The sequence below is a fragment of the Streptomyces argenteolus genome (assembly GCF_042902585.1).
GTDB lineage: Bacteria > Actinomycetota > Actinomycetes > Streptomycetales > Streptomycetaceae > Streptomyces > Streptomyces argenteolus.
Map to the genome: position 1 here is coordinate 270,607 of NZ_JBIBEG010000001.1, position 24,558 is coordinate 295,164.

16 protein-coding genes are annotated in these 24,558 nt (G+C 72.6%); 2 read left to right on the top strand and 14 right to left on the bottom strand.

All coding sequences use genetic code 11. The features are described from left to right. Positions 1-83: 83 nt before the first annotated feature. Both ACFY8O_RS01195 and ACFY8O_RS01200 read right to left on the bottom strand, forming a co-directional pair. Positions 84-2,915 (bottom strand): putative bifunctional diguanylate cyclase/phosphodiesterase, encoded by a 2,832-nt coding sequence (locus ACFY8O_RS01195; RefSeq protein ID WP_387897656.1) that lies wholly within the window; start codon positions 2,913-2,915, stop codon positions 84-86. Between the two features lie 259 nt (positions 2,916-3,174). Further along, positions 3,175-4,125, bottom strand: coding sequence for a 2-hydroxyacid dehydrogenase (locus ACFY8O_RS01200; RefSeq protein WP_145802905.1), 951 nt, complete (start codon positions 4,123-4,125; stop codon positions 3,175-3,177). 129 nt (positions 4,126-4,254) lie between these two features. On the opposite strand from ACFY8O_RS01200, the gene ACFY8O_RS01205 reads away from it, so the two are divergent. Beyond that, entirely contained in the window at positions 4,255-5,211 is a 957-nt protein-coding gene (locus tag ACFY8O_RS01205) for an aldo/keto reductase (protein WP_208765981.1), read from the top strand. Between the two features lie 121 nt (positions 5,212-5,332). After that, positions 5,333-6,481: a PQQ-dependent sugar dehydrogenase gene (locus ACFY8O_RS01210; RefSeq protein WP_387899509.1), complete on the top strand. Its 1,149-nt coding sequence runs from the start codon at positions 5,333-5,335 to the stop codon at positions 6,479-6,481. Between the two features lie 75 nt (positions 6,482-6,556). On the opposite strand, the gene ACFY8O_RS01215 is transcribed toward ACFY8O_RS01210, so the two are convergent. The 12 genes from ACFY8O_RS01215 to ligA form a co-directional block, all read right to left on the bottom strand. Beyond that, on the bottom strand, positions 6,557-9,604 hold the full coding sequence (locus ACFY8O_RS01215) for a helix-turn-helix transcriptional regulator (protein ID WP_387897659.1): 3,048 nt from the start codon (positions 9,602-9,604) through the stop codon (positions 6,557-6,559). Positions 9,605-9,654: 50 nt separating this feature from the next. Continuing rightward, entirely contained in the window at positions 9,655-9,840 is a 186-nt protein-coding gene (locus ACFY8O_RS01220; RefSeq protein WP_387897662.1) for a hypothetical protein, read from the bottom strand. Between the two features lie 161 nt (positions 9,841-10,001). Then, entirely contained in the window at positions 10,002-10,658 is a 657-nt protein-coding gene (locus tag ACFY8O_RS01225) for a hypothetical protein (protein ID WP_167526131.1), read from the bottom strand. A gap of 35 nt (positions 10,659-10,693) precedes the next feature. Continuing rightward, on the bottom strand, positions 10,694-11,260 hold the full coding sequence (locus ACFY8O_RS01230; protein WP_145802917.1) for a GNAT family N-acetyltransferase: 567 nt from the start codon (positions 11,258-11,260) through the stop codon (positions 10,694-10,696). 61 nt (positions 11,261-11,321) lie between these two features. Beyond that, the gene (locus tag ACFY8O_RS01235) at positions 11,322-13,541 is read right to left on the bottom strand and encodes an MMPL family transporter (RefSeq protein ID WP_387897665.1); all 2,220 of its coding nucleotides are present in this window, start codon (positions 13,539-13,541) and stop codon (positions 11,322-11,324) included. Positions 13,542-13,748: 207 nt separating this feature from the next. Next, positions 13,749-15,854 (bottom strand): phosphocholine-specific phospholipase C, encoded by a 2,106-nt coding sequence (locus ACFY8O_RS01240; RefSeq protein ID WP_387897668.1) that lies wholly within the window; start codon positions 15,852-15,854, stop codon positions 13,749-13,751. 257 nt (positions 15,855-16,111) lie between these two features. Further along, a complete protein-coding gene (gene gatB / locus ACFY8O_RS01245) occupies positions 16,112-17,620 on the bottom strand; it encodes an Asp-tRNA(Asn)/Glu-tRNA(Gln) amidotransferase subunit GatB (protein WP_145802922.1) in 1,509 nt (502 codons plus the stop codon). 16 nt (positions 17,621-17,636) lie between these two features. Beyond that, positions 17,637-17,879, bottom strand: a complete 243-nt coding sequence (locus ACFY8O_RS01250; protein WP_136329351.1) for a hypothetical protein — start codon at positions 17,877-17,879, stop codon at positions 17,637-17,639. Further along, complete coding sequence (gene gatA, locus ACFY8O_RS01255; protein WP_387897670.1) at positions 17,876-19,378, bottom strand: Asp-tRNA(Asn)/Glu-tRNA(Gln) amidotransferase subunit GatA; 1,503 nt, start codon at positions 19,376-19,378, stop codon at positions 17,876-17,878. The genes ACFY8O_RS01250 and gatA overlap by 4 nt, the downstream gene beginning before the upstream one ends. Positions 19,379-19,383: 5 nt before the next feature. Continuing rightward, positions 19,384-19,680, bottom strand: coding sequence for an Asp-tRNA(Asn)/Glu-tRNA(Gln) amidotransferase subunit GatC (gene gatC / locus ACFY8O_RS01260; protein WP_014153935.1), 297 nt, complete (start codon positions 19,678-19,680; stop codon positions 19,384-19,386). Positions 19,681-19,869: 189 nt separating this feature from the next. Continuing rightward, complete coding sequence (locus tag ACFY8O_RS01265) at positions 19,870-22,020, bottom strand: putative bifunctional diguanylate cyclase/phosphodiesterase (protein ID WP_145802926.1); 2,151 nt, start codon at positions 22,018-22,020, stop codon at positions 19,870-19,872. Positions 22,021-22,334: 314 nt separating this feature from the next. Further along, positions 22,335-24,530, bottom strand: a complete 2,196-nt coding sequence (ligA, locus tag ACFY8O_RS01270) for an NAD-dependent DNA ligase LigA (RefSeq protein WP_145802928.1) — start codon at positions 24,528-24,530, stop codon at positions 22,335-22,337. Between the last annotated feature and the right edge of the window lie 28 nt (positions 24,531-24,558).

Here is a 24,558-nt window from a genome sequence, read left to right on the forward strand (position 1 = left end):
ACCCTGCTTCAGCCGACGCGCTTTCCAAGTACGAGAATTCGGGTGCGCATGGCATTGACCCTCTCTCCGGCACGCGTGCGGTGTCAAGTGGGTGGGACGGGCGTCTCATCATGTGAGCGCCCCTGGAGCGGGATCGCGCCGCCCGCCAGAACCGGCTGAGCAGCCGGGCCGATGCCCGGGACGGGGTACTTCCCGCGGATCAGGGTGCGCCGCAGCCGGTATTCGTCCAGCGGGCCGTTGAAGGCCATCCCCTGGCCGTGCGTGCACCCCATGGCCCGCAGGGCGCGCACCTGCTCGGGTACGTCGACCCCGTCGGCCACGGACTGCATGCCGAGATCCCCGGCGATGCGCAGCAGGCCGCTGGTGATCTTGTGCAGCCGCGCGGACTCGACGACGCCCTCCACGAGGCACCGGTCGAGCTTCAGTACGTCGATGGGCAGCCGTCGCAGGGCGTTGACGGCGGCGTATCCGCTGCCGAAGCCGTCGAGCGCGATCCGCACGCCGAGGCGCCGCAGGGCCACCAGCCGCTGTTCCAGCTCGTCGAAGGAGATCCGGGGGTCGCTGTCGGCCACCTCGATCATCAGCGCGCCGGAGGGCAGCCCGTACCGGGTCAGCAGCGCCTCGACGGAACCCGGGGGCAGGGTCCGGTCCAGGAGTCTGGCCGCCGACACCCGCACGGAGACGGCGACCGCGTGCCCGGCCCTGGCCCGGTCGGCGGCCTGCTCCACCGCCTCCTCCAGGAGCCAGCTGCCGAGCTCCGCGGCGCGGTCGCTGCCCTCGGAGACCCGCAGGAATTCGGCGGGGGTGAACAGCACGCCCTGCGTGGAGCGCCAGCGCGCCTGCGCGGAGACCGCCGCCACCGTGCCGCTGGCCAGATGGACGACGGGCTGGTGGAGCAGGGCGAATTCGCCGTCCCGCAGCGCCGAACGGAGCCGGGCCGCGAGCTCGGAGCGGCGTACGACGTCCGCCTGCATCTGGGGGGCGTACAGCTCGACGCGGTCCTTGCCGCTCGCCTTCGCGCGGTACATGGCGAGGTCGGCGTTGCGCATGAGGTCCTTGGGCGTGATGGAGGGCTCGGCGAAGGCGACCCCGATGGAGGCGGCCACGCGCACCTCCCCGGCGCCGATCCGGTACGGCTGGGAGAGCCTGAGGCGCAGCCGGTCGGCGATCTCGTGGACCTGGTACTCCCGCGCGGCCTGGTCGCGGGTGCCGTCGCCGACGACGAGTGCGGCGAACTCGTCGCCCCCGAGGCGTGCGGCGGTGTCCGAGGCCCGTACGGAGTCCTGGAGGCGCCGGGCGGCCTGGATGAGGAGCTCGTCGCCCGCCTGGTGGCCGATGGAGTCGTTGACCGCCTTGAAGCCGTCGAGGTCGATGAAGAGCACGGCGGTGCCGGGGTCCCCGGCCCGCCGGCCGCCGAGCGCCTTGCCCACCCGGGCGGTGAAGAGGGCGCGGTTGGGCAGGTCGGTGAGGGGGTCGTGCTCGGCGTTGTGCTGGAGCTGCGCCTGCAGACGGACCCGCTCGGTCACATCGCGGCTGTTGAGCAGCAGGCCGCCCTGGTGGCGGTTGACCGTGGACTCCACGTGCAGCCAGTCACCGGTGCCCGAGCCGAAGCGGCACTCGATGCGGGTGGTCGGCTCCTCCCGGGGGGAGGCGGCGAGGAAGCGCCGCAGCTCGTGGACGACTCCCCCGAGGTCCTCGGGGTGGATGATCGAGGACAGCTCCGTCCCGACGAGGTCCTCGGCCTCACGGCCGTAGACACCGGCCGCCGCGGGGCTGACGTAGCGCAGGACGCCGCTGGGTTCGGCGATCATGATGACGTCGCTGGAGCCCTGGACCAGGGAACGGAAGTGGTTCTCCTTCTGGGCCAGTTCCTGGGTGAGCGAGATGTTGTCGAGGAGCATGATGGCCTGCCGGACGACCAGGGCGAGGGCGACCGTGCAGCCGGTGAGGACGACCACGCGGTCGACCCTGCGGCCCTCGACCACGTTGTACAGGATGCCGAGCGTGCAGACGGCGGCGGCCAGGTAGGGCGTGAGCGCGGCGAGGGAGCCGGCGATCGGGCGGCTGGCGGGCGGCGTCTGCGCTGCGGACCCGACAGCGTTGTCCTCATCCTCGCGTCCGGCGGCCCAGGGGGCGTAGGCGAGGAGCAGCGAACCGGCGAACCAGCCCGCGTCCAGGAGCTGGCCCGACTGATAGGCCGAGCGCAGCAGCGGGGCGGTGAACAGGGCGTCGCACAGCACGGTCAGGGCGAGGCCGCCGATCGCGGTGTTCACCGAGGAGCGGTTCGCGCTGAACCGCCTGAAGTGCAGCGCGAGGACCATGGACACCAGCACGATGTCGAGGAGCGGGTAGGCCAGCGAGAGCGCAGCCCTGGCCACGCTCACGCCCGCGGCGTTGGCGACGTGGGCGGTGTGGGCGAGGGCCAGGCTCCAGGAGAGCGTCAGCAGCGAGCCGCCGATCAGCCAGGCGTCCAGCACCAGGCAGACCCATCCGGCCCTGGTGACGGGGCGTTTGGCGAGGACGAGCAGCCCGACGATGGCGGGCGGGGCGAAGCAGAGGAAGAAGAGGTCCGCGAGGGACGGCGTGGGCACGGAACGGCCCAGCACCACCTCGTACCACCCCCAGACCGCGTTGCCTCCGGCGGCCATGGCCGAGGAGAGGGAGAAGAGGAACCAGGCGGGCCGGAACCGGATGCCGCCGGCGCGGGCGTACAGGAAGCAGGACACCGCGGCGATCAGTGCGGCGACGCTCAGGCCGAAGTCCCCCATGAAGACGGCGAGTTCGGGCGACCCCCAGCCGACGACCGCGCCCACCGCGTATCCCGCGCAGACCGCGGCGAGGGCGAGCCGGGAGCGCAGGCCCGCACTCCGCCCGGTGGCCGTCCGCCAGGAGAGCAGGGCCCCGGGGGCGCTCACCGGAGAGCTCCACGAGCCGGTCCCGGCGCCGTCGACCGCTCCCGCGCGCCCCGCCCGGTCGTCCCGTCTCTCCACTGGCCGCACATCGCCCGTCGCCCCCTCGCGTTCCGCTGCCGCCCCGGCGCCGCCCCTTCCACGGCGCTGCCCTCTTGTGGACGATACACCAGAGCCGTCACTCAGGGACATAGCTTCTCTACTCTCCGTGACGACCTGGGGTGTTGCCCGGCACGGAGAGCGTCCGGTCCGGCCGGGAGCGCGGTCAGCCGGTGGTGAGGACGAGGTTCGCGACCGGCTCCCCCGCCGCGAACCGGGTGAGCTGTCCGGCCAGCAGGCGCTTGGCCCGGGGCAGGAACGCGGAGGTGCTGCCCCCCACATGGGGACTGATCAGCGTGTGGGGAGCATGCCAGAGCGGGTGGCCGGCGGGCAGCGGTTCGGGGTCGGTCACGTCGAGCGCCGCACGCAGCCGCCCGGACTCGAGTTCGGACAGCAGGGCGTCGGTGTCGACGACGGAGCCCCTGGCGACGTTCACGAGCAGCGCGCCGTCCCGCATCGCGGCGAGGAAGCGGGGGCCCACCAGCCCTTGTGTGGACGGGTTCAGCGGGGTGGACAGAATGACGATGTCCGCCTCGGGCAGCAGCGCGGGCAAGGCGTCGATCGCGTGCACGGGACCGCGCGCGGTGGTACGTGCGGAGCGTGCGACGCGCACCACCCGCGCGCACTCGAAGGGTTCGAGCCGGTCCTCGATGGCCGCGCCGATCGATCCGTAGCCCACGACGAGGACGGACTTGTCGGCGAGGGCCGGATAGAAGCCGGAGCGCCACTCCTCCTTGTCCTGGCCCTGCACGAAGCCGGGGATCCCCCGGAGCGAGGCGAGGATCAGCGCGAGGGTGAGCTCCGCGGTCGAAGCCTCGTGCACGCCCTTGGCGTTGCAGAGCCGCACCCCGGCGGGCAGCAGCGGAAGCCCCGGTTCCACGTGGTCGATGCCCGCCGAGAGGGTCTGGACGACCTGGACCTCGCCCATCTCGCCGAGCGGCCGGACCGCCACCTCGGCGCCCTTCATGTACGGAACGACGTAGAACGCGCAGCGTGACGGATCCGCGGGGTAGTCCCGGCCGCCGTCCCAGAACCTGTAGTTGAGACCCTCGGGGAGTCCGTCGATGTCCTCGGCCGCGAAGGGCAGCCATACGTCGGTGGCAGCTGTGGAAGTCATGGTCAGGAGGCTATGCGAAGGCCCAGGAGCGGCAGAGGTTAGTTTGGGGTGCTGGTGGGCCCGTGATCATGGGCCGAGGAAGGGTTCGGGGAGTTGGAGCGCAGGACTATCGGTGCGGCGGCGCTCGCCGTGGGCGCGGTCGGGCTGGGCTGTATGCCGATGAACTGGGCCTACAGCACGTCGCAGCAGCGCGGTGACCGTTCGGTGCGCACGGTGCACGCCGCGCTGGACGCGGGCGTCCAACTGCTCGACACGGCCGACATGTACGGGCCCTTCACCAACGAGCTCCTGGTCGGGCGGGCGCTCAAGGGCCGCCGCTCCGAGGCCTTCCTCTCCACCAAGTGCGGGCTGCTGGTGGGCGATCAGCACATCGTGGCCAACGGGCGCCCGGGGTACGTGCGCCGCGCCTGCGACGCGTCGCTGCGCAGGCTCCAGACGGACGTGATCGATCTGTACCAGCTGCACCGGGCGGATCCCGAGGTCCCGGTCGAGGAGACCTGGGGCGCCATGGCGGACCTGGTGACCGCAGGCAAGGTGCGGGCGCTCGGGCTCTGCGCGGTGGGCGCGCGTGCCGGCCGTGGCCCGGGAGCGCGGATGCACGACGGAACCATTCGGCAGCTGGAACGGGTCCAGCAGGTCTTCCCGGTGAGCGCGGTGCAGGCGGAGCTGTCCGTGTGGTCGCCGCAGGCGCTGGAGGACCTGCTGCCGTGGTGCGCGGCCCGGGGGGTGGGGGTCCTGGCCGCGATGCCGCTGGGGAACGGCTATCTGACGGGGACGCTCAAGCCCGGCCAGGGCTTCGAGCCGGACGACCCGCGGGCCAGGCATCCCCGCTTCACGGCGGAGATGATGGCGGCCAACCAGCCGGTCGTGGCGGGGCTGCGCCGGATCGCGGAGCGGCACGGCGCCACTCCGGCGCAGGTGGCCCTCGCGTGGGTCCTGCGGCAGGGCCGCCACGTGGTGCCCGTGCCCGGCACGAAGCGGGAGCGGTGGGCCGTGGAGAACGCGGAGGCGGCGCGGCTGACGCTGACCGAAGGGGATCTGGCCGAGATCGCCGGCCTGCCACCGGCGCGCGGTTCGTGGGACTGACCCCGCGGCGGGAGAATGGGCCGGGATCGGGAACTCCACGCGGTGCGGCGAGGTAGGAACAGTAGTCGTGCGACCGTCGAAAGGATTCGGTGCTGTGCAAACTCCCGTGCTGCGCAAGGGGATGGTGGCCCTGCTCGCCTCCGCCTCCGTCCTGCTGTCCGCCTGCTCGTCCGACGACGGCGGTGCGCCGGGCGAGCGTTCCTCCGCGTCCCCGGCAGCGTCCTCTCCGGCGGCCTCCCCGAGCCCTTCGGCGGATCTGGCCCCGGCCAAGGGCTCGGTGGAGGTCGTGAAGACGCTGACGGACTCTCTCGCCTCCCCCTGGGGCCTCGCGGCTCTGCCCGGGGGCGACCTGCTGGTCGGCTCGCGCGACGAGGCGACGATCACCCTGGTCGACGGGGAGAGCGGCAGGAAGACGCTCCTCGGCTCCGTGCCGGGTGTCTCCCCCTCGGGCGAGGGCGGCCTGCTCGGACTCGCCGTCGCCCCGACCTTCGGCGCGGACCATCTGATCTACGCGTACTTCACCACCGAGTCGGACAACCGCGTCGCACGCCTCCTGTACGACGAGAGGAAGCCCGCCGGACAGCGGCTGGGCGCGCCGGACACCATCCTGCGGGGCATCCCCAAGGGTTCGGTGCACAACGGCGGGCGGATCGCCTTCGGGCCCGACCGCATGCTGTACGTGGGCACGGGCGAGACGGGGGACACCGGGCTCGCCCAGGACAAGGACTCGCCGGCGGGCAAGATCCTGAGGATGACGCCCGACGGGGAACCGGTGCACGGCAACCCCGAGGCCGACTCGGTGGTGTACACCTACGGGCACCGCAACGTGCAGGGCCTGGCCTGGGACCGCGGGAAGCAGCTGTGGGCGGCGGAGTTCGGCCAGGACACCTGGGACGAGCTGAACCGTGTCGAGCCCGGGAAGAACTACGGCTGGCCCGAGGTCGAGGGCGAGCAGGGCAAGTCCGGCTTCGTCGACCCGGTGGCCCAGTGGAAGACCTCGGAGGCGTCGCCGAGCGGCATCGCGTACGCCGAGGGGTCGATCTGGATGGCCGGCCTGCGCGGCGAGCGGCTCTGGCGGATCCCGCTGTCGGGCAGGGCGGACGGCGCGCCCCTGGCGGAACCCCAGTCGTTCCTGGAGGGGAAGTACGGCCGGCTGCGTACGGTGCTCGCCGCGGGGGGCTCCGGCCTGTGGCTGGTCACGAGCAACACGGACGGCCGCGGGACCCCGGAGAAGGGGGACGACCGCATCCTGCTCCTGAAGGTGCGGTAGGGGCGGCACGCCGGCGGGAGCACGCGAGGCCGCCGGTGCGGTGGCCGCCGGTCTCCGTGCGGTGGCGCGCCGGTCTCAGCTCACCGCGTACAGCCGGAGGCGGTGCGCCAGCGCCGCCGCCTCCCCGCGGCTGGAGACGCTCAGCTTGGCCAGGATGTTGGAGACGTGCACGCTCGCGGTCTTCGGCGAGATGTACAGCTCCTCCGCTATCCGGCGGTTGGTGTACCCTGCGGCGACCAGCCGGTGCACCTCCTGCTCGCGTGAGGTCAGCCCGAAGGACCCGAGGGCGTCCACCGCCGGGCCCGGCTCGTCGGGTGCCTGCTCCTCCTGGGCCTCCTCGCCCGCCCCCGCCAGCGCGACGCGGGCCCGGCCCGCCAGCAGTTCGATGCTCTCGGCGAGCGGGCGGGCCCCGAGCTCCGACGCCACCGCGTGGGCCGCGCGCAGGAGGGCGGCCGCCGGAGTCCGGTCGCCCGTCGCGACGAGGATCGCCTCGGCCCAGCGGTGACGGACCTGCGCCAGCTCGTAGGGGCGCTGGAGCGGGGCGAACGCCTCCGCGGCCCGGCGCCAGTGGTCCGGAGTGTCCTCCCCCTCGGCCCGTGCGAGCTCCGCCTCGACCAGCACGCCGTAGGCGGCCCATACGGGTACCAGCATGGGCAGTTGCTTGAGGTGGCGGCGGACGCGCTCCAGGATCGCGGGGCGGCCGGCCTCCATCGCGGGCAGCCCGCGGGCGTCGGCCTCGATCGAGGCGACGGTGTGCAGCAGCGGCAGCGAATAGCGCTGGGTGCCCGGGGGCAGGCCGGTCTCGGACTGCGCCTCGAACGCCGCGCGTGCGTCGAACAGCCGGCCCTGCTGGGCGGCGAGGATCACCGCGTGCCGCACCGGGCTGATCAGGTGCTGCGGCTGCGGGTCGTGCAGACCGAGGTGGCGCCGGTTCAGGGCGAGTTGCTCCTCCGCCTCCTCGAAGTCCCCCCGGGCCAGGGCCAGGTCCGTACGGCGGCAGGCGACGAGCCCGTTCGCCTTGCGGGAGCGGGCCAGCGGTGCCGCCGCGTCGACGGCCGCCCGGCTCTCCTCCCAGCGTCCCAGGGAGAAGTACGACTGGGCCTGGTTGGCCCGCACCCAGGCCTCGGAGTCAGGCAGCCCGTGGCCGTGACAGATCTCGATGCCGTGGTCGGCGGCCGACACCGCCTCCAGGGAACGGCCGGTGGATTCGAGCGAGGAGGGAAGGTTGATGCTGGCCCGGCTCATCACGCCCACCAGGTGCAGCTCCTCGGCGCGGTCCCGCACGCCGTACATCTCGCCCAGGCCCTCCTCGACACCGCCCGCGTCGATCGTGAGCCAGCCGCGGGTGAGCCGGGCCTGGAGCTCGATGGACTCCTCGCCCACCAGCTGGGCGTATTCGACGGCCCGGTCGGCGGCCGTCAGGGTCTCCGGTCCGGGCCGGTGCAGGGCGCCCCAGCTGGCCGCGGAGGCGAGGACGTCGGCGTGCACCGCGGAGGGCTGCATCCCGCGCACCAGGTCCTGGGCGGTGGCGAGCTCCTGCCAGCCGTCGCCCCGGGAGAGGCTCTGCATCAGGTAGGAGCGCTGCACCCAGAACCAGGCGGCGCGCAGCGGGTCCGACTCCGTGCTCAGGATGCGCAGGGCCTTCTTCGCCAGGGCCAGGGCCCGTTCACGGTCGCCGCCGAAGCGGGCGGCCACCGCCGCCTCGGCCATCAGGTCGAGGTAGTTGAGCGGGCTCGCCCCCTGCGCTCCGTCGCAGCGCGGGTAGACCTCGGCGTAGTCGAGGGGGCGCAGCGTGGCGCGCACCGCGTCGGGGACGTCGTCCCAGAGCTCCATCGCCCTTTCCAGCAGACGCAGTTGCTCCGAGTAGGCATAACGCCGTCTCGCCTCGACGGCCGCCTGGAGCACGGCGGGCAGCGCCTTGACGGCGTCGTGCGCCGCGTACCAGTAGCTCGCCAGGCGTGCGGCGCGCTCGTCCGCGCGTACGAGGGACGGGTCGGCCTCCAGGGCCTCGGCGTAGCGGCGGTTGAGGCGGGTGCGTTCGCCGGGCAGCAGGTCGTCGCTGACGGCCTCGCGGACCAGGGAGTGCCGGAAGCGGTACCCGTCGGTGTCGGGGGCGGGCAGCAGCAGATTGGCGCCGACGGCGGCCCGCAGCGCCTCGTCGAGTTCGTCGTCGGCGAGTCCCGCGACGGCGGCCAGGAGCGGGTGCTCGACGGTGGAGCCGCCCTCGGCCAGGGTGCGGGCGATCCGCTGCGCGTGTTCGGGCAGCGCCTCGACGCGTACGAGCAGGAGGTCGCGCAGCGAGTCGGAGAGGCCGGAGCTGTCGCCGCCGCAGCACTCCACGCTGCGGGCGAGTTCCTCGACGAAGAAGGCGTTGCCGTCGGACCGGTCGAAGATGTCGTCGACCAGCGCGGCGTCGGGGAGCACCGCGAGGATGCCGGTGAGCTGGCGGCCGACCTCGGCGCGGCTGAACCGGTCGAGCTCGATGCGGCGGACCGTGCGGAGCCGGTCCAGCTCGGCCAGGAGCGGGCGCAGCGGGTGGCGGCGGTGGACGTCGTCGGCGCGGTAGGTCGCGATCACGACGAGCCGTCCGCTGCGCAGGGTGCGGAAGAGGTAGGCGAGCAGATGGCGGGTGGAGGCGTCGGCCCAGTGCAGGTCCTCCAGGACGAGGACGACCGTGCGGGTGGCGGAGACCCGCTCCAGCAGCCGGGCGGTGAGCTCGAAGAGTCGGGCGGTGCCGTGCTCGTCGTTCGCCGCCCGCTCGGCCTCTCCCAGCTCGGGAAGCAGCCGGGCGAGCTCGCCCTCCTGTCCGGCCAGGGCCTTCGTCAGCTCCTCCGGCAGCGCCCGGCGCAGTGCTCGCAGCGCCGTGGCGAACGGGGCGAAGGGCAGGCCGTCGGCCCCGATCTCCACGCAGCCGCCGACGGCCACCACCGCCTCCCGGCGGCGGGCCGCCGTGAGGAACTCCTCGACCAGCCGGGTCTTGCCGACCCCGGCCTCGCCGCCGACGAGCAGCGCCTGCGGCTCGCCCGCTCCGGCGCGGGCGAGCGTGTCGGTGAGCGCTGCCAGTTCGGCGGCGCGGCCGACGAATACGGGGCTGACGGTGTTGGTCTCCACATCGCCGAGCATCGCATATGCGTACGACACCCCGGCGGCCGTTTTCTGCCGTGCGGCCATCGCTAGGCGGCGTGCACGAAGCTGCCCCGCTCCCTGCCCACCTGCCCTTCGATCTCGTCCGGTCCGGAACGGCGGGCCGAGCGGCGGGCGGCCCGGCGGGCGAGCACGGCCCGGCGGACGGTGCGCTGCTCGTCGGCGCGGCGGATCAGCTCGGCGACGTTGAGCTGGTGGAGCTCGTACTCGTACATGGTCTTCTCCCTGGTGAAAACGCGGTGGGGGCACGGCTTCTGGCCGTGCCCCCACTCTCGTCCGCCAGGGGGTGCCGCCACATCGGGCGACTGCCGCATCTCCGCGGCCGGGGGGCCTTAGGCCCGGGTGGCGGATGCCTTAGGCACCTGCCTGCGGGGCCTCAGCTTCCGGCGGCGGTGGGGAGGGCGACGAAGAGGTCGAAGTACATCCCGGCGGAGATGAGGACGCCGAGCACGCCGAGGGCGACGCCCGCCCGGGCGACGGAGCGGACCCAGCCGGCCTGCGGGCGTTCGGTGGGCGTGCCGAAGGCGGGGCGCACCAGGACGAAGACGCCGACGAGCAGGGCGAGGACGGCGAACAGGCCGTTGACGAGGGCCGTGCTGTGCCAGGCGTCGCCGTAGATCTCGGAGATCTGCCGGGCCGCGCTGCCGCCGCCCGAGGTCTTGATCTGGCCGATCAGGGTCTCGCGTTCGGCGGCGACCCGGCCGGTCCAAGCTCCGGAGAGGGAGACGACGCCCAAGCCCGCGGCCACGACCGCCGCCGCGCCCGTGCCCGCGCCGGCGGCTGCCGCCGCCTCGGCCTCGGCGTACGGGTCGGGCTCCAGCTCGGCCTCCCGGCCGTCCTCGGCCGCGGCGTCCGTCGCGGCGACGTCCATCTCGGTCACGTCCGCCGCGGTCAGGCCCGGTGCGACCCCGTCCGGGACGGCGTCCTCCTCGGGACCCGTCTTCTTCGTGATGTCGGGTGCGGCGGCGGTCCCGTCCGCCGTCTCCTTCTCCTCGGTGTCGTCGGTGGTCGCGGTGGAGGGGGTGGTGTTCATGCGCCGCACGCTAGGGGCCCCGTATGAGAACCTCCTTAACGCGGGAGGGCCCGCTCCCTCGCCGCGCGCCATTCGGGGGCGAGGACCGCCCAGATCTCCTGGTCGTGCCGCGCACCGCGGTAGGCGTAGGCCTCCCGCAGCACACCCTCACGGGTCATGCCGAGCCGCTCGGCCACCGCGACGCTGCGGGTGTTGGCCGAGGAGGCGACCCACTCGACCCGGTGCATGCCCCGCACGTCGACGGCCCAGTCGATCAGCTTCCGGCAGGCGCGGGTCACCAGGCCCCGGCCCTCGCCGGAGGCTTCCAGCCAGCAGCCGATCTCGCAGTTCCCGGCGTCCGCCTCGAATATCCGGAACAGGACGCCGCCGACGAGCGTGCCGTCCAGCCAGATCCCGTACAGCCGTCCGGTGTCGGCCGCCTGCTTGTCCGCGTAGCGCTGGAGCAGGGCCCGCGCGGAGGGGAGGTCCTGGGCAGCCGCGGCGAACGGGATCCAGGGATCGACCAGGGCGCGTGCCCGGTCCATGTGGGTCAGGAACTCCTCGGCCTGCCAGGGCTCCAGCGGGCGGAGCTCCGCGCCGTCCCCCAGTGACACCGTGAACACAGTTGCTCTCCTCGGTCTTCGCGACGTCACGGGGTGACGTCTCCCCGCGTCTCGCGACGGGTCAGTGGACGCGCGGGCCGACGTGCCGGCCGGGACCGCCGGTGCGCTCCTGGGGGATTTTCGCATGCGGTACCGGGCGGTCCGGCGGCTCGATGCTGATGCGGGGAAGGAGCCGGTCGAGGCGGGCGGGCAGCCACCAGTTCGCCCCTCCGAGCAGGTGCATCAGGGCGGGCACGAGCAGGGTGCGCAGGACGAACGCGTCGAGGGCGACGGCGGCGGCCAGCGCGATGCCGAACATCGCGATGACCCGGTCGCCGCTGAGCACGAAGGCGAGGAAGACCGAGATCATGATCACCGCCGCCGAGTTGATCACGCGGCCGGTCTCGGCGAGGCCGACCCGCACCGACCGCCGGTTGTCCCCGGTCTCCAGCCATTCCTCGTACATCCGGCCCACGAGGAAGACCTGGTAGTCCATCGACAGCCCGAAGAGCACGGAGACCATGATCACCGGGAGGAAGGGCTCGACAGGGCCCGCGCTGCCGAGCCCGAGCAGTTCGCTCCCCCACCCCCACTGGAAGACGGCGACGACGACGCCGAAGGAGGCGGCCACCGCCGCCACGTTCATCACGGCGGCCTTCAGCGGCACGGCGAGCGACCGGAACGCGAGAAGCAGGAGGAGACAGCCGAGCGCGACGACCACCCCGACGAAGAGCGGCAGCTTTCCGACGATGATGTCGGCGAAGTCGTCGTAACTCGCCGTCACCCCGCCCACATGGGTCCGGAGCGAGGAGGTCTCCTGCGCCTTCGGCAGCACGTCGTCGCGCAGCCGGTCGACGAGCGCGCTGGTCCGCTGCGACTGGGGAGCGGTCTCGGGCACGACGGTGACGAAGGCGGTGTCCCCGGCGGCGTTGTACGTCACCGGGGAGACCGACGCGACGCCCTCGGTGTCCCGCAGCACGGCGGGCAGTCCGTCCAGGGCGAGCCGGTCGTCGGCCCCGTCCAGGCGCGCGGCGATCGTCAGGGGGCCGTTGACGCCGGGGCCGAACCCCTCGGCGAGCAGGTCGTAGGCCTGCCGGGTGGTGGTCGTGGCCGGGTTGTTGCCCTGGTCCGAGGTCCCCAGGTGCAGCCCGAGGGTGGGCACCGCGAGCACCGCCATGACGGCCGCCGCGACCGCTCCGAGCAGCTTGGGATGCCGCTCGACGAACGCGGACCACCGGACGGCGAAGCCCGTGGCCCGCTCGGGGCGCGGTCCGTGCGCGGCGAGCCGTTCCCGTTCGCGCCGGCCGAGCGCCCGCATCCCGATGAAGGAGAGCAGCGCGGGCAGCAGCGTCACCGAGGCGGCGACGGTCAGCACCACGGTGAGGGAGGCGGCGATCGCGACACCGTTGAGGAAGCCGAGGCGCAGCACCAGCATGCCCAGCAGGGCGACGCAGACGGTGGCTCCCGCGAAGACGACGGCTCGGCCGGTCGTCGCGACGGCGTTCTGTGCCGCCTCGGTCACGGACAGGCCGCGCCGAAGGCCCCGCCGGTGCCGGGTGACGATGAAGAGGGCGTAGTCGATGCCGACGCCGAGACCGATGAGCATGCCCAGCATGGGGGCGAAGTCGGCGACGGTCATGACGTGGCCGAGCAGCGCGATGCCCGCGTAGGCCGTGCCGACGGAGACGAGGGCGGTGGCGATCGGCAGCAGACTGGCCGCGACCGAGCCGAAGGCGAGGAAGAGGACGGCGGCCGCGACGACCACTCCCACGGCCTCGCCCAGGTGGAGGGAGGGCGCCTCGGTCAGCCCGACGGCGGCTCCGCCGAGCTCGACCTGGAGCCCTTCGGTCTCCGCGGCCAGGGCGGTGTCGACGACCGCCTGGGCCTGCTCCGGCGGGATCCGGTCCGCCCGGTGGTCGAAGGTGACCGTGGCGTACGCGGTGCGTCGGTCGGCGCTGATCTGTCCCTGGCCCGAGGCCCCGTAGGGGCCGGTGACGTCCCCGACGCCGGGCAGCGAGCCGATCGCGTGCAGCGCGTCGGTCATCGTCCGCTCCACGTCCGCGGCGTGGACGGTGGAGCCGGAGGTGTGCCACACCACGGTGCCGGTGTCGCCGCCGAGGTCCTCGAACCCGGCCTCCAGGAGCTCCCCCGCCCGGCCCGACTCGGTGCCCGGCACCTCGTAGTCGTTGGAGTACGAGGTACCGGCGAACCCCGCCGCGGTGGCCGCTCCACCGAGGGCGAACAGCCAGATGAGGACGGCGGCGAGACGGTGCCTGAGGCACCAGCGTGCGATGGCGGCCAACGGACGTGCTCCTGAGCGCTGATGGAGACTTGTCCGGCATGGGGCGACAACAGCCCGGAAAGCCTCACATGACCTGAACTGCCACTCTGACAGCCCCAGGTGATCATCGGCACCGTTCGTGGCCATGGTCACACCGGTGGTCCTCGGGTCACCGGCCCGGCCTCCGCCGCCCCTCCCCTCTTCTCGGCCCCCCGCCGGCCCGTCGGTTCAGCCGGAGACGCTCGCCCTGCCGTTCTCCATGTGGCCCATCAGCCGGCGCCGGAAGGTGCCCTCCTCGGCAGCCGTCACCAGGAGGTCGTACCAGCCGTGGGCGTCGGCCGCCGAGTGCACGAGCGTGCGGCTGCGCCCCGGCTTGACCGTGACCGTCCGGCGCCAGTCCCGCAGGTCGTCCTCGTCGACGTACCCGAGCGGTCGCACGGTGTACGTCAGCGTCCGGCTGCCCTCGTTGCGCAGGGTGAGGTGCAGGTCCCTCTCGCGGGCGTCGATGCGCGAGGACACCTCGGCGGCTCCGCCGGCCGCCCCCTCGAACTCCCGCCGGAAGCCGTTCGGGCCGGTGACCGTGAAGCGGTACCCCTCCCCTGTCAGCGGCACCCGCCACCGGGCCGTTCCCCTGACGTCGCGGTGCTGCGGCGCGGGGAACTCGTTCGCGTACGGGTAGAGCGTGAAGTGCGCCGAGGAGCGTCCGCTGTTGCTGAGGGCCACCACCAGTTCGGTGCCTGTCCGCTCCAGCTGGGCGTCGGGCTGGTACGGCAGGGGCCTGGCCGGCCGGGTCCCCGGTTCCTGCACGGGCATGTGCTGGACGGCCGGAGGCTTCGGCTGCCAGCGTCCGCCGAACGGCGGGATCGCGGCGGGCCGCTCCGTGCCCGGCTGCCTGCGTGCCCGTGTGAAGTCGAAGGCCGAGGTCAGGTCGCCGGTGATCCTGCGCCGCCACGCGCCGATGTTCGGCTCCTCCACGCCGGTCCAGCGCTCCAGGAGGCGGATCACGGAGGTGTGGTCGAAGACCTCGGAGCAGACGTAGCCGCCGACGGTCCACGGCGACACGACCAGCAGAGGGACCCGCACACCGAGGCCCGTGGGCCTGCCCTGCCACTGCTCCTCGGTCACCTCCGGCGAGGGGACGGGCGGCGGCACATGGTCGAAGAAGCCGTCGTTCTCGTCGTAGTTGATCAGCACCACGGTGCGCCGCCACACGTCGGGGTTCCGGCCCAGCGCGTCGAGGACCTTGTAGACGACCGTGGCGCTGTGCACCGGGGAGGAGACGCTCGGATGCTCGGAGTCCACCGCCGAGGGCACCAGGTAGGAGACCTCGGGCAGCGTGCCGGCGGCGACGTCCCGGGCGAACTCGTCGGCGAGCGTGCCCGTGGGGACACGGCGCAGTCCTCGCTCGAACAGACTGCGCTCGGCCGGTGCCAGGGTGGCGACGCCCTCGTCGAGCAGCCCGAGCAGCCGCTCCCGCTCACCGGCCGTCTCCGCGTCGCGCACGGTGGCGTAGAAGGCCTCCATGTAGGTGTGCCCGGTCCGCGTCAGGGCCTTGCGGGCGATGGCCTTGAAGGTGGAGAAGAACTCGATCTGGTTGTCGGTGAAGTTCTCCCACTCCGTGTACGTCTTCCAGCTGTGCCCGGCCTTCTCCAGCCGCTCGGCGTACGTGCCCCAGTCGTAGCCGGGGTGGGTGCCCTCGTCGTACGCGTCGTTGCCGACGGCCCGCCTGCCGTCGGCCTCGTAGCCGGTCCGGCCGCTCCACAGATGGTTGCGGTTGGGGCTGGTGGAGGTGTGGATCGAGGAGTGGTAGGCGTCGCAGACCGTGAACGTGTCGGCGAGCTCGTAGTGCAGGGGGATGTCACGGCGGTCGTAGTACGCCATGGTGGCGGCGGTCTTCGCGGTGACCCAGCCGTTCATCCAGCCGCCGGCCCAGGCCTTGGCGCCCCCGTTCCAGGAGTGGTCCAGGGCGCCTATGTACTGCAGGTCCTGCGCTTGCGTCTGTGCGGCCCCGCGCACCGGGAACGGCAGGACGGTGGTGCCCAGCGGGCCCGGCTGCTCGAAGACGGGCCTGCCGGAGGGGAGTTCGATCGCGTTGCGGTCGCCGAAGCCGCGCACCCCGCGCAGCGTGCCGAAGTAGTGGTCGAACGAACGGTTCTCCTGCATCAGGATCACCACGTGCTCGACGGCGTCCAGACCCGCCGCACCGGACCTGTCGGCCGGCTGCGCGGCGATGGCCGCCTGGAGCGAAGGGGGCAGGAACGATCCCGCCGCGGCGGCGCCGAGTGCGCCGCCCCCGAGCGCGAAGAGCCGACGCCGTGACATGTCCGTGGTCAATTGAGCCTCCCGGTTCCGTATCTACGGCCGGAAGCTAGTCACGCCGGGTGGCGGTGGGAAGACGGTGGTGCGGCCCGGCGGTGAACGTCCCTCGCGTCCCTTCGCCCGGCAGGGCACCGAAGGCGCGGATGGGAGGCCCGTACGGGGGGCGCCGCACGCGCGAAGGGCGCCGCCCGCACCGGAGGCTCCGCACACGCGGAAGGGGGCGGGGAGCCCGCATCGCGGGTTCCCCGCCCCCTTCCGGAGCGTGGCGTGGATCAGCCTTCGACGCCGAGCTTCTCCAGGATCAGCTCGCGCACGCGTGCCGCGTCCGCCTGGCCCCTGGTCGCCTTCATGACCGCGCCGACCAGGGCGCCCGCCGCGGCGACCTTGCCGCCCCGGATCTTGTCGGCGATGGCGGCGTTGGCGGCGATGGCCTCGTCGACCGCCGTGCCCAGCGCGCCCTCGTCCGAGACGACCTTCAGCCCGCGCTTCTCGACGACGGCGTCCGGGTCCCCCTCGCCCGCGAGGACACCCTCGAGGACCTGGCGGGCCAGCTTGTCGTTGAGGTCGCCGGCCGCGACGAGCTCGGCCACCCGGGCGACCTGCGCCGGGGTGACGGGCAGCTCGTCCAGGCTGCGGCCCGTCTCGTTGGCGTTACGGGCGAGCTCGCCCATCCACCACTTGCGGGCCTGGTCCGAGGGAGCGCCCGCGTCCGTCGTGGCGACGATCAGGTCGACCGCACCCGCGTTGAGGATGGACTGCATGTCGTGCTCGCTGACACCCCACTCCTCCTTCAGCCGCTTGCGGCGCAGCCGGGGCAGCTCGGGAAGCCCCTGGCGGAGCTCCTCGACCCACGCGCGGGCCGGGGCGACGGGCACCAGGTCCGGCTCGGGGAAGTAGCGGTAGTCCTCGGCGTTGTCCTTGATGCGGCCGGCCGTGGTGGAACCGTCCTCCTCGTGGAAGTGCCGGGTCTCCTGCACGATCGTCCCGCCGGAGTTCAGCACCGCGGCGTGGCGCTGGATCTCGAAGCGCGCGGCGCGCTCCACGGAACGCAGCGAGTTGACGTTCTTCGTCTCGGAGCGGGTCCCGAACTTCTCGGTGCCGTGGGGGCGCAGCGACAGGTTCACGTCGCAGCGCATCTGGCCCATCTCCATGCGGGCCTCCGAGACGCCGAGCGCCTTGATGAGCTCACGGAGCTCGGCGACGTACGCCTTGGCGACCTCGGGGGCGCGTGCCCCGGCTCCCTCGATCGGCTTGGTGACGATCTCGATGAGCGGGATGCCCGCGCGGTTGTAGTCCAGCAGCGAGTGGGAGGCGCCGTGGATGCGGCCGGTGGCACCGCCGACGTGCGTCGACTTGCCGGTGTCCTCCTCCATGTGCGCGCGCTCGATCTCCACGCGGAAGATCTCGCCGTCCTCCAGCTGGACGTCCAGATAGCCGTTGTAGGCGATCGGCTCGTCGTACTGGGAGGTCTGGAAGTTCTTCGGCATGTCCGGATAGAAGTAGTTCTTCCGGGCGAAGCGGCACCACTCGGCGATCTCGCAGTTCAGCGCGAGCCCGATCTTGATGGCGGACTCGACGCCGATCTCGTTGACGACCGGAAGCGCGCCCGGAAGTCCGAGGCACACCGGGCAGGTCTGCGAGTTCGCGTCCTGCTTGAGCTCGGTGGAGCACCCGCAGAACATCTTGGTCTTGGTGCCGAGCTCCACATGGACCTCGAGGCCCATGACGGGGTCGTACGTCGCGAGGGCATCCTCGTACGACTCCAGGTCGATGACAGTCACGATGAAACTTTCCCTCTCAGCCCAGCAGGACGTCGTCGTCGCCGAGACGCTTGAGCTCGCGGTAGAGGATCGCGAGTCCGGTCACGATCGCGGCGGCGGATACGGCGGCGTCGATCAGCCGCAGCGTGTCGTTGTCCTGGCGGGCCATCCTCGCCTGCTTGACGACGCTGAGCGCGCCGAAGGCGGTGGTGCCCAGGGACACGTACACGCCGGACTTGGACTTCTTGAAGTTCTTGGCCTTCTTAGCCATTGCACTCATAGCGACGGAGCCTCCTCAAGCAGCGGATGCCCCCACTTTTCCACGAAGGCGGCCTCGACGGCGGCTCCGACCTTGTACAGACGGTCGTCCTTCATGGCGGGGGCGATGATCTGCAGCCCGACCGGCAGGCCGTCCTCCGGGGCCAGGCCGCAGGGGAGCGACATGGCGGAGTTACCGGCGAGGTTGGTCGGAATGGTGCACAGGTCCGCGAGGTACATCGCCATCGGGTCGTCGGCGCGCTCGCCGATCGGGAAGGCGGTGGTGGGCGTCGTCGGCGAGACGATCACGTCCACCTGCTCGAACGCCTTCTCGAAGTCCTGCGTGATGAGCGTGCGGACCTTCTGCGCCGAGCCGTAGTACGCGTCGTAGTAGCCGGAGCTGAGCGCGTACGTACCCAGGATGATGCGGCGCTTGACCTCGTCGCCGAAGCCGGCCTCGCGGGTGAGGGCGGTGACGTCCTCGGCGGAGCGCGTACCGTCGTCGCCGACCCGCAGCCCGTAGCGCATGGCGTCGAACCGCGCCAGGTTGGAGGAGCACTCCGACGGGGCGATCAGGTAGTACGCCGAAAGAGCGAGGTCGAAGGACGGGCAGTCCAGCTCGACGATCGTGGCGCCGAGGGACTTCAGCAGTTCGACGGACTCGTTGAACCGCTGGACGACCCCGGCCTGGTAGCCCTCGCCCGCGAACTGCTTGACCACACCGACGCGCATGCCCTGGACGGAGCCGCTGCGCGCGGCCTCGACGACCGGCGGGACCGGGGCGTCGATGGACGTCGAGTCCAGCGGGTCGTGCCCGCCGATGACCTCGTGCAGGAGGGCCGCGTCCAGGACCGTACGGGCGCAGGGGCCGCCCTGGTCGAGGGAGGACGAGAAGGCGACCATGCCGTAGCGGGAGACCCCGCCGTAGGTGGGCTTGACGCCGACCGTGCCGGTGACGGCGGCGGGCTGGCGGATGGAACCGCCGGTGTCCGTGCCGATGGCCAGCGGCGCCTCGAAGGACGCGAGCGCGGCGGAGGAGCCGCCTCCGGAGCCGCCCGGGATGCGGGTGAGGTCCCAGGGGTTGCCGGTCGGGCCGTATGCGCTGTTCTCGGTCGAGGACCCCATGGCGAACTCGTCCATGTTGGTCTTGCCGAGGATGACGACGTCGGCGGCCCGCAGCTTCTTCGTGAGGGTCGCGTCGTACGGCGGGACCCAGCCCTCGAGGATCTTCGAGCCGACGGTGGTCGGCATGTCCCGCGTGGTGAAGATGTCCTTGAGCGCGAGCGGGACGCCGGCCAGCGGGCCGAGCTTCTCGCCCGCCTCACGCTTGGCGTCGACCGCGCGGGCCTGCGCGAGCGCGCCGTCACGGTCGATGTGCAGGAAGGCGTGGACCTTCTCGTCGATGGCGTCGATCCGGGCCAGGTGCGCCTCGGTGACCTCGACGGCCGTCAGCTCGCCGGAGGCGATCTTCGCGGCGATCTGGGCCGCGGTGAGCTTGATGATGGTGCTGATGTCCGTCATGGCTGTTAGTCCTCCCCCAGGATCTGCGGCACCTTGAAACGCTGCTGCTCCTGGGCCGGGGCGCCGGAGAGCGCCTGCTCGGGGGTGAGCGACGGACGGACCTCGTCCGCTCGCATGACGTTGGTCAGCGGCAGCGGGTGGGAGGTCGGCGGTACGTCTTGGTCGGCGACCTCGGAGACGCGGGCGACCGCGCCGATGATGTCGTCGAGCTGACCGGCGAAGTGCTCGAGCTCTTCGCCCTTCAGCTCAAGACGCGCCAGCCGGGCGAGGTGGGCGACCTCCTCGCGCGTGATGCCAGGCATGCAGCGATCCTCAGGGTTTGGTGTGTGGTTTTGGCCCAATCCTATGGGGTCGCGGCACGCTGCCCCGCCTGCTCTCCCCTCCAGGGCCCCACGATCCGGGTGCGGCAGCGCCGGGGCCGCCGGGCGACGGGGGGCGGAACGGCCGCCGGAGGCCCCCCGGTCCTCCGCCGCTCCCGGGAAAGCCCCCGGTCAGGCGGTCGCCGGCCCGGACACCGCCCGGCCCGCCGGCCGCTGCTGCTCCGCCTCGGGCTGCACCGCGACCGCCGCCTCGGCCGCCGCCCGCAGCTCCGCCGGGCGCCGCCAGCCGTGCTCGCCACGGGCCCGCAGCCATGCCGTCGTCTCCTGCGGCGGCATCGCTGCGGCCACGAGCCACCCCTGCACCGCGTCGCAGCGCAGGTCCCGCAGCCGCTCCCAGGTCTCGTCGTCCTCGACGCCCTCGGCCACCACCACCAGCCCCAGCGAGTGGGCCAGGTCGATGGTGCAGCGGACGATCTCCGCGTCCTCGGTGTCGACCGCCAGCCGGGCGACGAAGGAGCGGTCGATCTTGAGCTCGCTGACCGGCAGTTTCCGCAGGTGGACGAGGGAGGAGTAGCCCGTGCCGAAGTCGTCGAGGGACATCTTCACCCCGTGGCCCGTCAGTCCCGCCAGGGTGTCGGCGGCCCGCTGCGGGTCCTCCAGCAGGACGTGCTCGGTTATCTCCAGCTGCAGCGCCCCGGCCGGGACGCCGTGCCGGGCGAGCCGGGCGGCGACACTGCCTGCGAAGCCCGGGGTGTGGACGTCGCGCGGCGAGACGTTGACGGCGACGGGCACGTACAGCCCCTGGGCGCGCCACCGGGCGACCTGGGCCAGCGCGGTCTCCAGGACGTATTCGGTGAGGTGGGGCATCAGCCCGGAGGATTCCGCGATCGCGATGAACTCGTCCGGGGGAACCCGGCCGCGCTCGGGATGCACCCAGCGGACGAGCGCTTCGAGGCCGGCCACCTGACCGTCGAAGCGGACCTTCGGCTGGTAGTGGAGCTCGACCTCCCGGGCGTCCAGGGCCCGGCGCAGGTCGCCCAGCAGGCCGAGCCGGTCCGGGGTGTTGCTGTCCCGCTTCGACTCGTACACCTCCACGCCCGTGCGGTCCCGCTTGGCCTGGTACATCGCCACGTCCGCCCGCCTGAGCAGACCTTCCGCGTCCAGCGCGTGGTCGGGGTGGACGGCGACCCCGGCGCTCGCCTCCAGGACCAGGGTGAGCCCGTCGAGATCGAGGGGCGAGGAGAGTTCGGCGACCAGGTGGCGGGCGATGCGCTGGGCGCTGGTGGTCGAGTCCGCCGTGGGCAGGAGTACGGCGAACTCGTCACCGCCGAGCCGTGCGGCCTCCGCGCCGCGCGGCAGGGCCAGCCGGAGCCGCTCCGCTATCTGGAGCAGGAGGCGGTCACCGGCCAGGTGGCCGAGGGTGTCGTTGACGGCGCGGAAGCGGTCGAGGTCGATGAGGACGAGGGCGGACCTGCTGCCGGTGCTCGCCGCCTCCTCCAGCGCGGTCCATGTCCGCTCCAGGAGCCACTGGCGGTTGGGCAGGCCGGTCAACGGGTCCCGCAGCTGCTCCTCGGCCCGCGCGCGGGCGATCCAGAGCGTGGAGTCCAGGGCGATCAGCGGGACCGCGAAGAGCGGCAGCAGCATCGGCATGGCCGAGGCCACCACGCAGATCAGCGGGGCGATGCCGAGCAGGGCGACCGCCACCAGTCCCTGGCGCAGCAGCGCGGTGCGGGCGATCGTCGGCAGGCCGCCCGTCTGCGAGGCGCGGGCGTACCACAGCAGGAGGCGGGTGACGAGCAGGTACGCCCCGGCGGCGAGCAGCACCTCCGGCACGGCGTCGATGCCCCAGTGGAGTGGCCGCCACGGGGTCTCGACGCTCGGCACCTCGCCGAAGGCGGCGAGGACGAGCGCGGCGGCCCCGATGCCGAGTATGTCCGCCGCGCCGTGCAGCAGCCCCTGCCACCAGCGGTGACGTCGGGCCGTACCGACGAGCACGACGACGACGAGGCTCACGAGGCCCGCGGCGACCCAGCCGTAGAGCAGCAGTACGGCGAGCGTCAGCGCGGCGCCGGAGCCCGTGCCGCCCCACCACCGGTCGCGCCCGAGGGCGACCAGATGGCCCACGATGACTCCCGTGAGCAGGGCGAGCGACCAGCCCGCGGTGCCGTCGGGGAAGAGTGCGTGGCCGTCGCGGACCGTGCTGTAGAAGCCGGTCGCGAGCTGTACCGCGGCGACCGCCACGACGACGGTGCCCACTCTCGACGTGAGGCCCACGAAACCCTGCAGCCGCGACACCGGCGCGGCGCTCTCGGTCGGTTCCATTCCGTCCCTCTCACAGCCGGCGGTGCCGATGTCCCACGGTGGCCCCCGCTCCCATGCCACCACGGCCCGAATCCCACCACGCGGCCGGGCACGGCAGGTGCTCGTTCAACAGTAGGCCGCCGAAGGCCCGCACGGGCAGCGCTCCGACGCTCTTGCCCGAATGCGGACCCGGCACCCCTGGCTGTCTGATATGCGCCGAACGGGTGATGGGGGTGGGCCGTTCGGAGGCCCCGGCCCTCGCTCGTCCCACCTCGTCCGCTTACTTCCCCGCACATCCACGGCCACGCGTCGCCGGTGTCTCGATCGCGCCTCGATCAGGCCTCGGCGGGGACAGCGGCCTCCCGGGCGGCGTCCGGCCCCTGTTCGAGGAGTACGGCGAACCCCTCCTCGTCGAGGACGGGCACCTTCAGCTGCATCGCCTTGTCGTACTTCGACCCGGGGTTGTCGCCGACCACGACGAAGGAGGTCTTCTTCGACACGGAGCCGGTCACCTTCGCGCCCTGGTTCTGGAGCGCGTCCTTGGCGCCGTCACGGGTGTGTGTGGCCAGCGTGCCGGTGACGACGACCGTCAGCCCCTCCAGCGGTCGCGGGCCCTCGTCGCCTCCGGCGCTCTCGTCCTCCATCCGGACCCCGGCCTCCCGCCACTTGCGCAGGATCTCGCGGTGCCAGTCCTCGGCGAACCACTGCTTGACCGAGGCGGCGATGATGGGGCCGACCCCGTCCGCCGCGGCCAGCTCCTCCTCGGACGCCTCGTCGATCCGGTCGACGGACCGGAACTGCCGGGCCAGTTCCACGGCGGCCACCGGTCCGACATGGCGGATGGAGAGTCCCGTCAGGATCCGGGCCAGCGGCGCCTCCTTGGCCGCCGCGATGCCCTCCAGCATGGCGAGGGCGTTCTTCTTCGGCTCGCCCTGCTGGTTGGCGAAGACGGTGGCGATCTTCTCCTCGCCGGTCTTCGGGTCGCGCTTGGGCAGCCCGCTGTCCGGGTCCAGGACGTACGCCCGGATCGGCAGCAGCTGATCGACCGTCAGCCCGAAGAGGTCGCCCTCGTCCACCAGGGGTGGCTCGGCGGGCTCCAGGGGCTTGGTCAGGGCAGCGGCGGCCACATAGCCGAAGTGGTCGATGTCCAGGCACTTGCGGCCCGCCAGATAGGCCACGCGTTCCCTCAACTGGGCCGGGCAGGAGCGCGCGTTGGGGCAGCGGAGATCGATGTCACCCTCTTTCATGGGGCGCAGCGGTGTCCCGCACTCGGGGCACTCGGACGGCATGACGAACTCCCGCTCGTCACCGTCGCGCAGGTCGACGACCGGCCCGAGGATCTCCGGGATGACGTCGCCCGCCTTGCGCAGCACCACGGTGTCGCCGATGAGCACGCCCTTGGACCTGACCACGTTCTGGTTGTGCAGGGTGGCGAACTCGACCTCCGATCCCGCCACCACGACCGGCTCGACCTGGGCGTACGGCGTGACCCGCCCGGTGCGGCCGACGCCGACCCTGATGTTGACCAGCTTGGTGTTGACCTCCTGCGGCGCGTACTTCCAGGCGATCGCCCAGCGCGGCGCGCGTGAGGTGGAGCCGAGCCTGCCCTGGAGGGGGATCTCGTCCAGCTTGACGACGACCCCGTCGATCTCGTGCTCGACGGAATGGCGGTTCTCGCCGAAGTAGGCGATGAACTCCCGCACCTCGTCCAGGGATGCCACGACCTTGTTGTGCCGGGCGGTGGGCAGGCCCCACTCGCTCAGCAGGTCGTAGGCCTGGGAGAGCCGGTCGATGTCGAACCCCTCGCGGGCGCCGATGCCGTGCACCACCATGTGGAGCGGGCGGGTGGCGGTGATCTTCGGGTCCTTCTGGCGCAGTGACCCGGCCGCCGCGTTGCGCGGGTTGGCGAAGGGCTTGTCGCCGGCCTCGACGAGCCGGGCGTTGAGCCCTTCGAAGGCCTCCATGGGGAAGAAGACCTCCCCGCGGATCTCGACGAGCGCGGGGATCCGGTCGCCCTCCAGACGGTGCGGGATCTCGGCGATCGTGCGGACGTTCGGGGTGATGTCCTCGCCCGTACGGCCGTCACCCCGGGTGGCGGCGCGGGTCAGCCTACCGTGCTCGTAGGTGAGGTTGACGGCGAGTCCGTCCACCTTGAGCTCGCACAGGAAGTGGTAGCCGCCGCGGCCCACGTCCTTGGCCACCCGCTCGGCCCAGGCGGCCAGCTCCGCGTCGTCGAAGGCGTTGTCCAGCGAGAGCAGGCGTTCGCGGTGCTCGACGGAGGTGAATTCCGTGGTGTAGGGACCCGCGACCTTCTGGGTGGGCGAATCCGGGGTGCGCAGCTCGGGGTGCTCGTCCTCGACGGCTTCCAGCTCGCGCATGAGCCGGTCGAACGTGGCGTCGTCGACGACCGGCTGGTCCTTCACGTAATACCGGAAGCGGTGATCCTCGATCTGCTCGGCGAGGAGTGCGTGCCGCTCCCGCACCTCCGCCGGCACACCGGTCAGCTGCTGTGCCTGCTGTTCGCCGGCCATCTCCCGTTACCTCCCGTTGCCCAGCTGG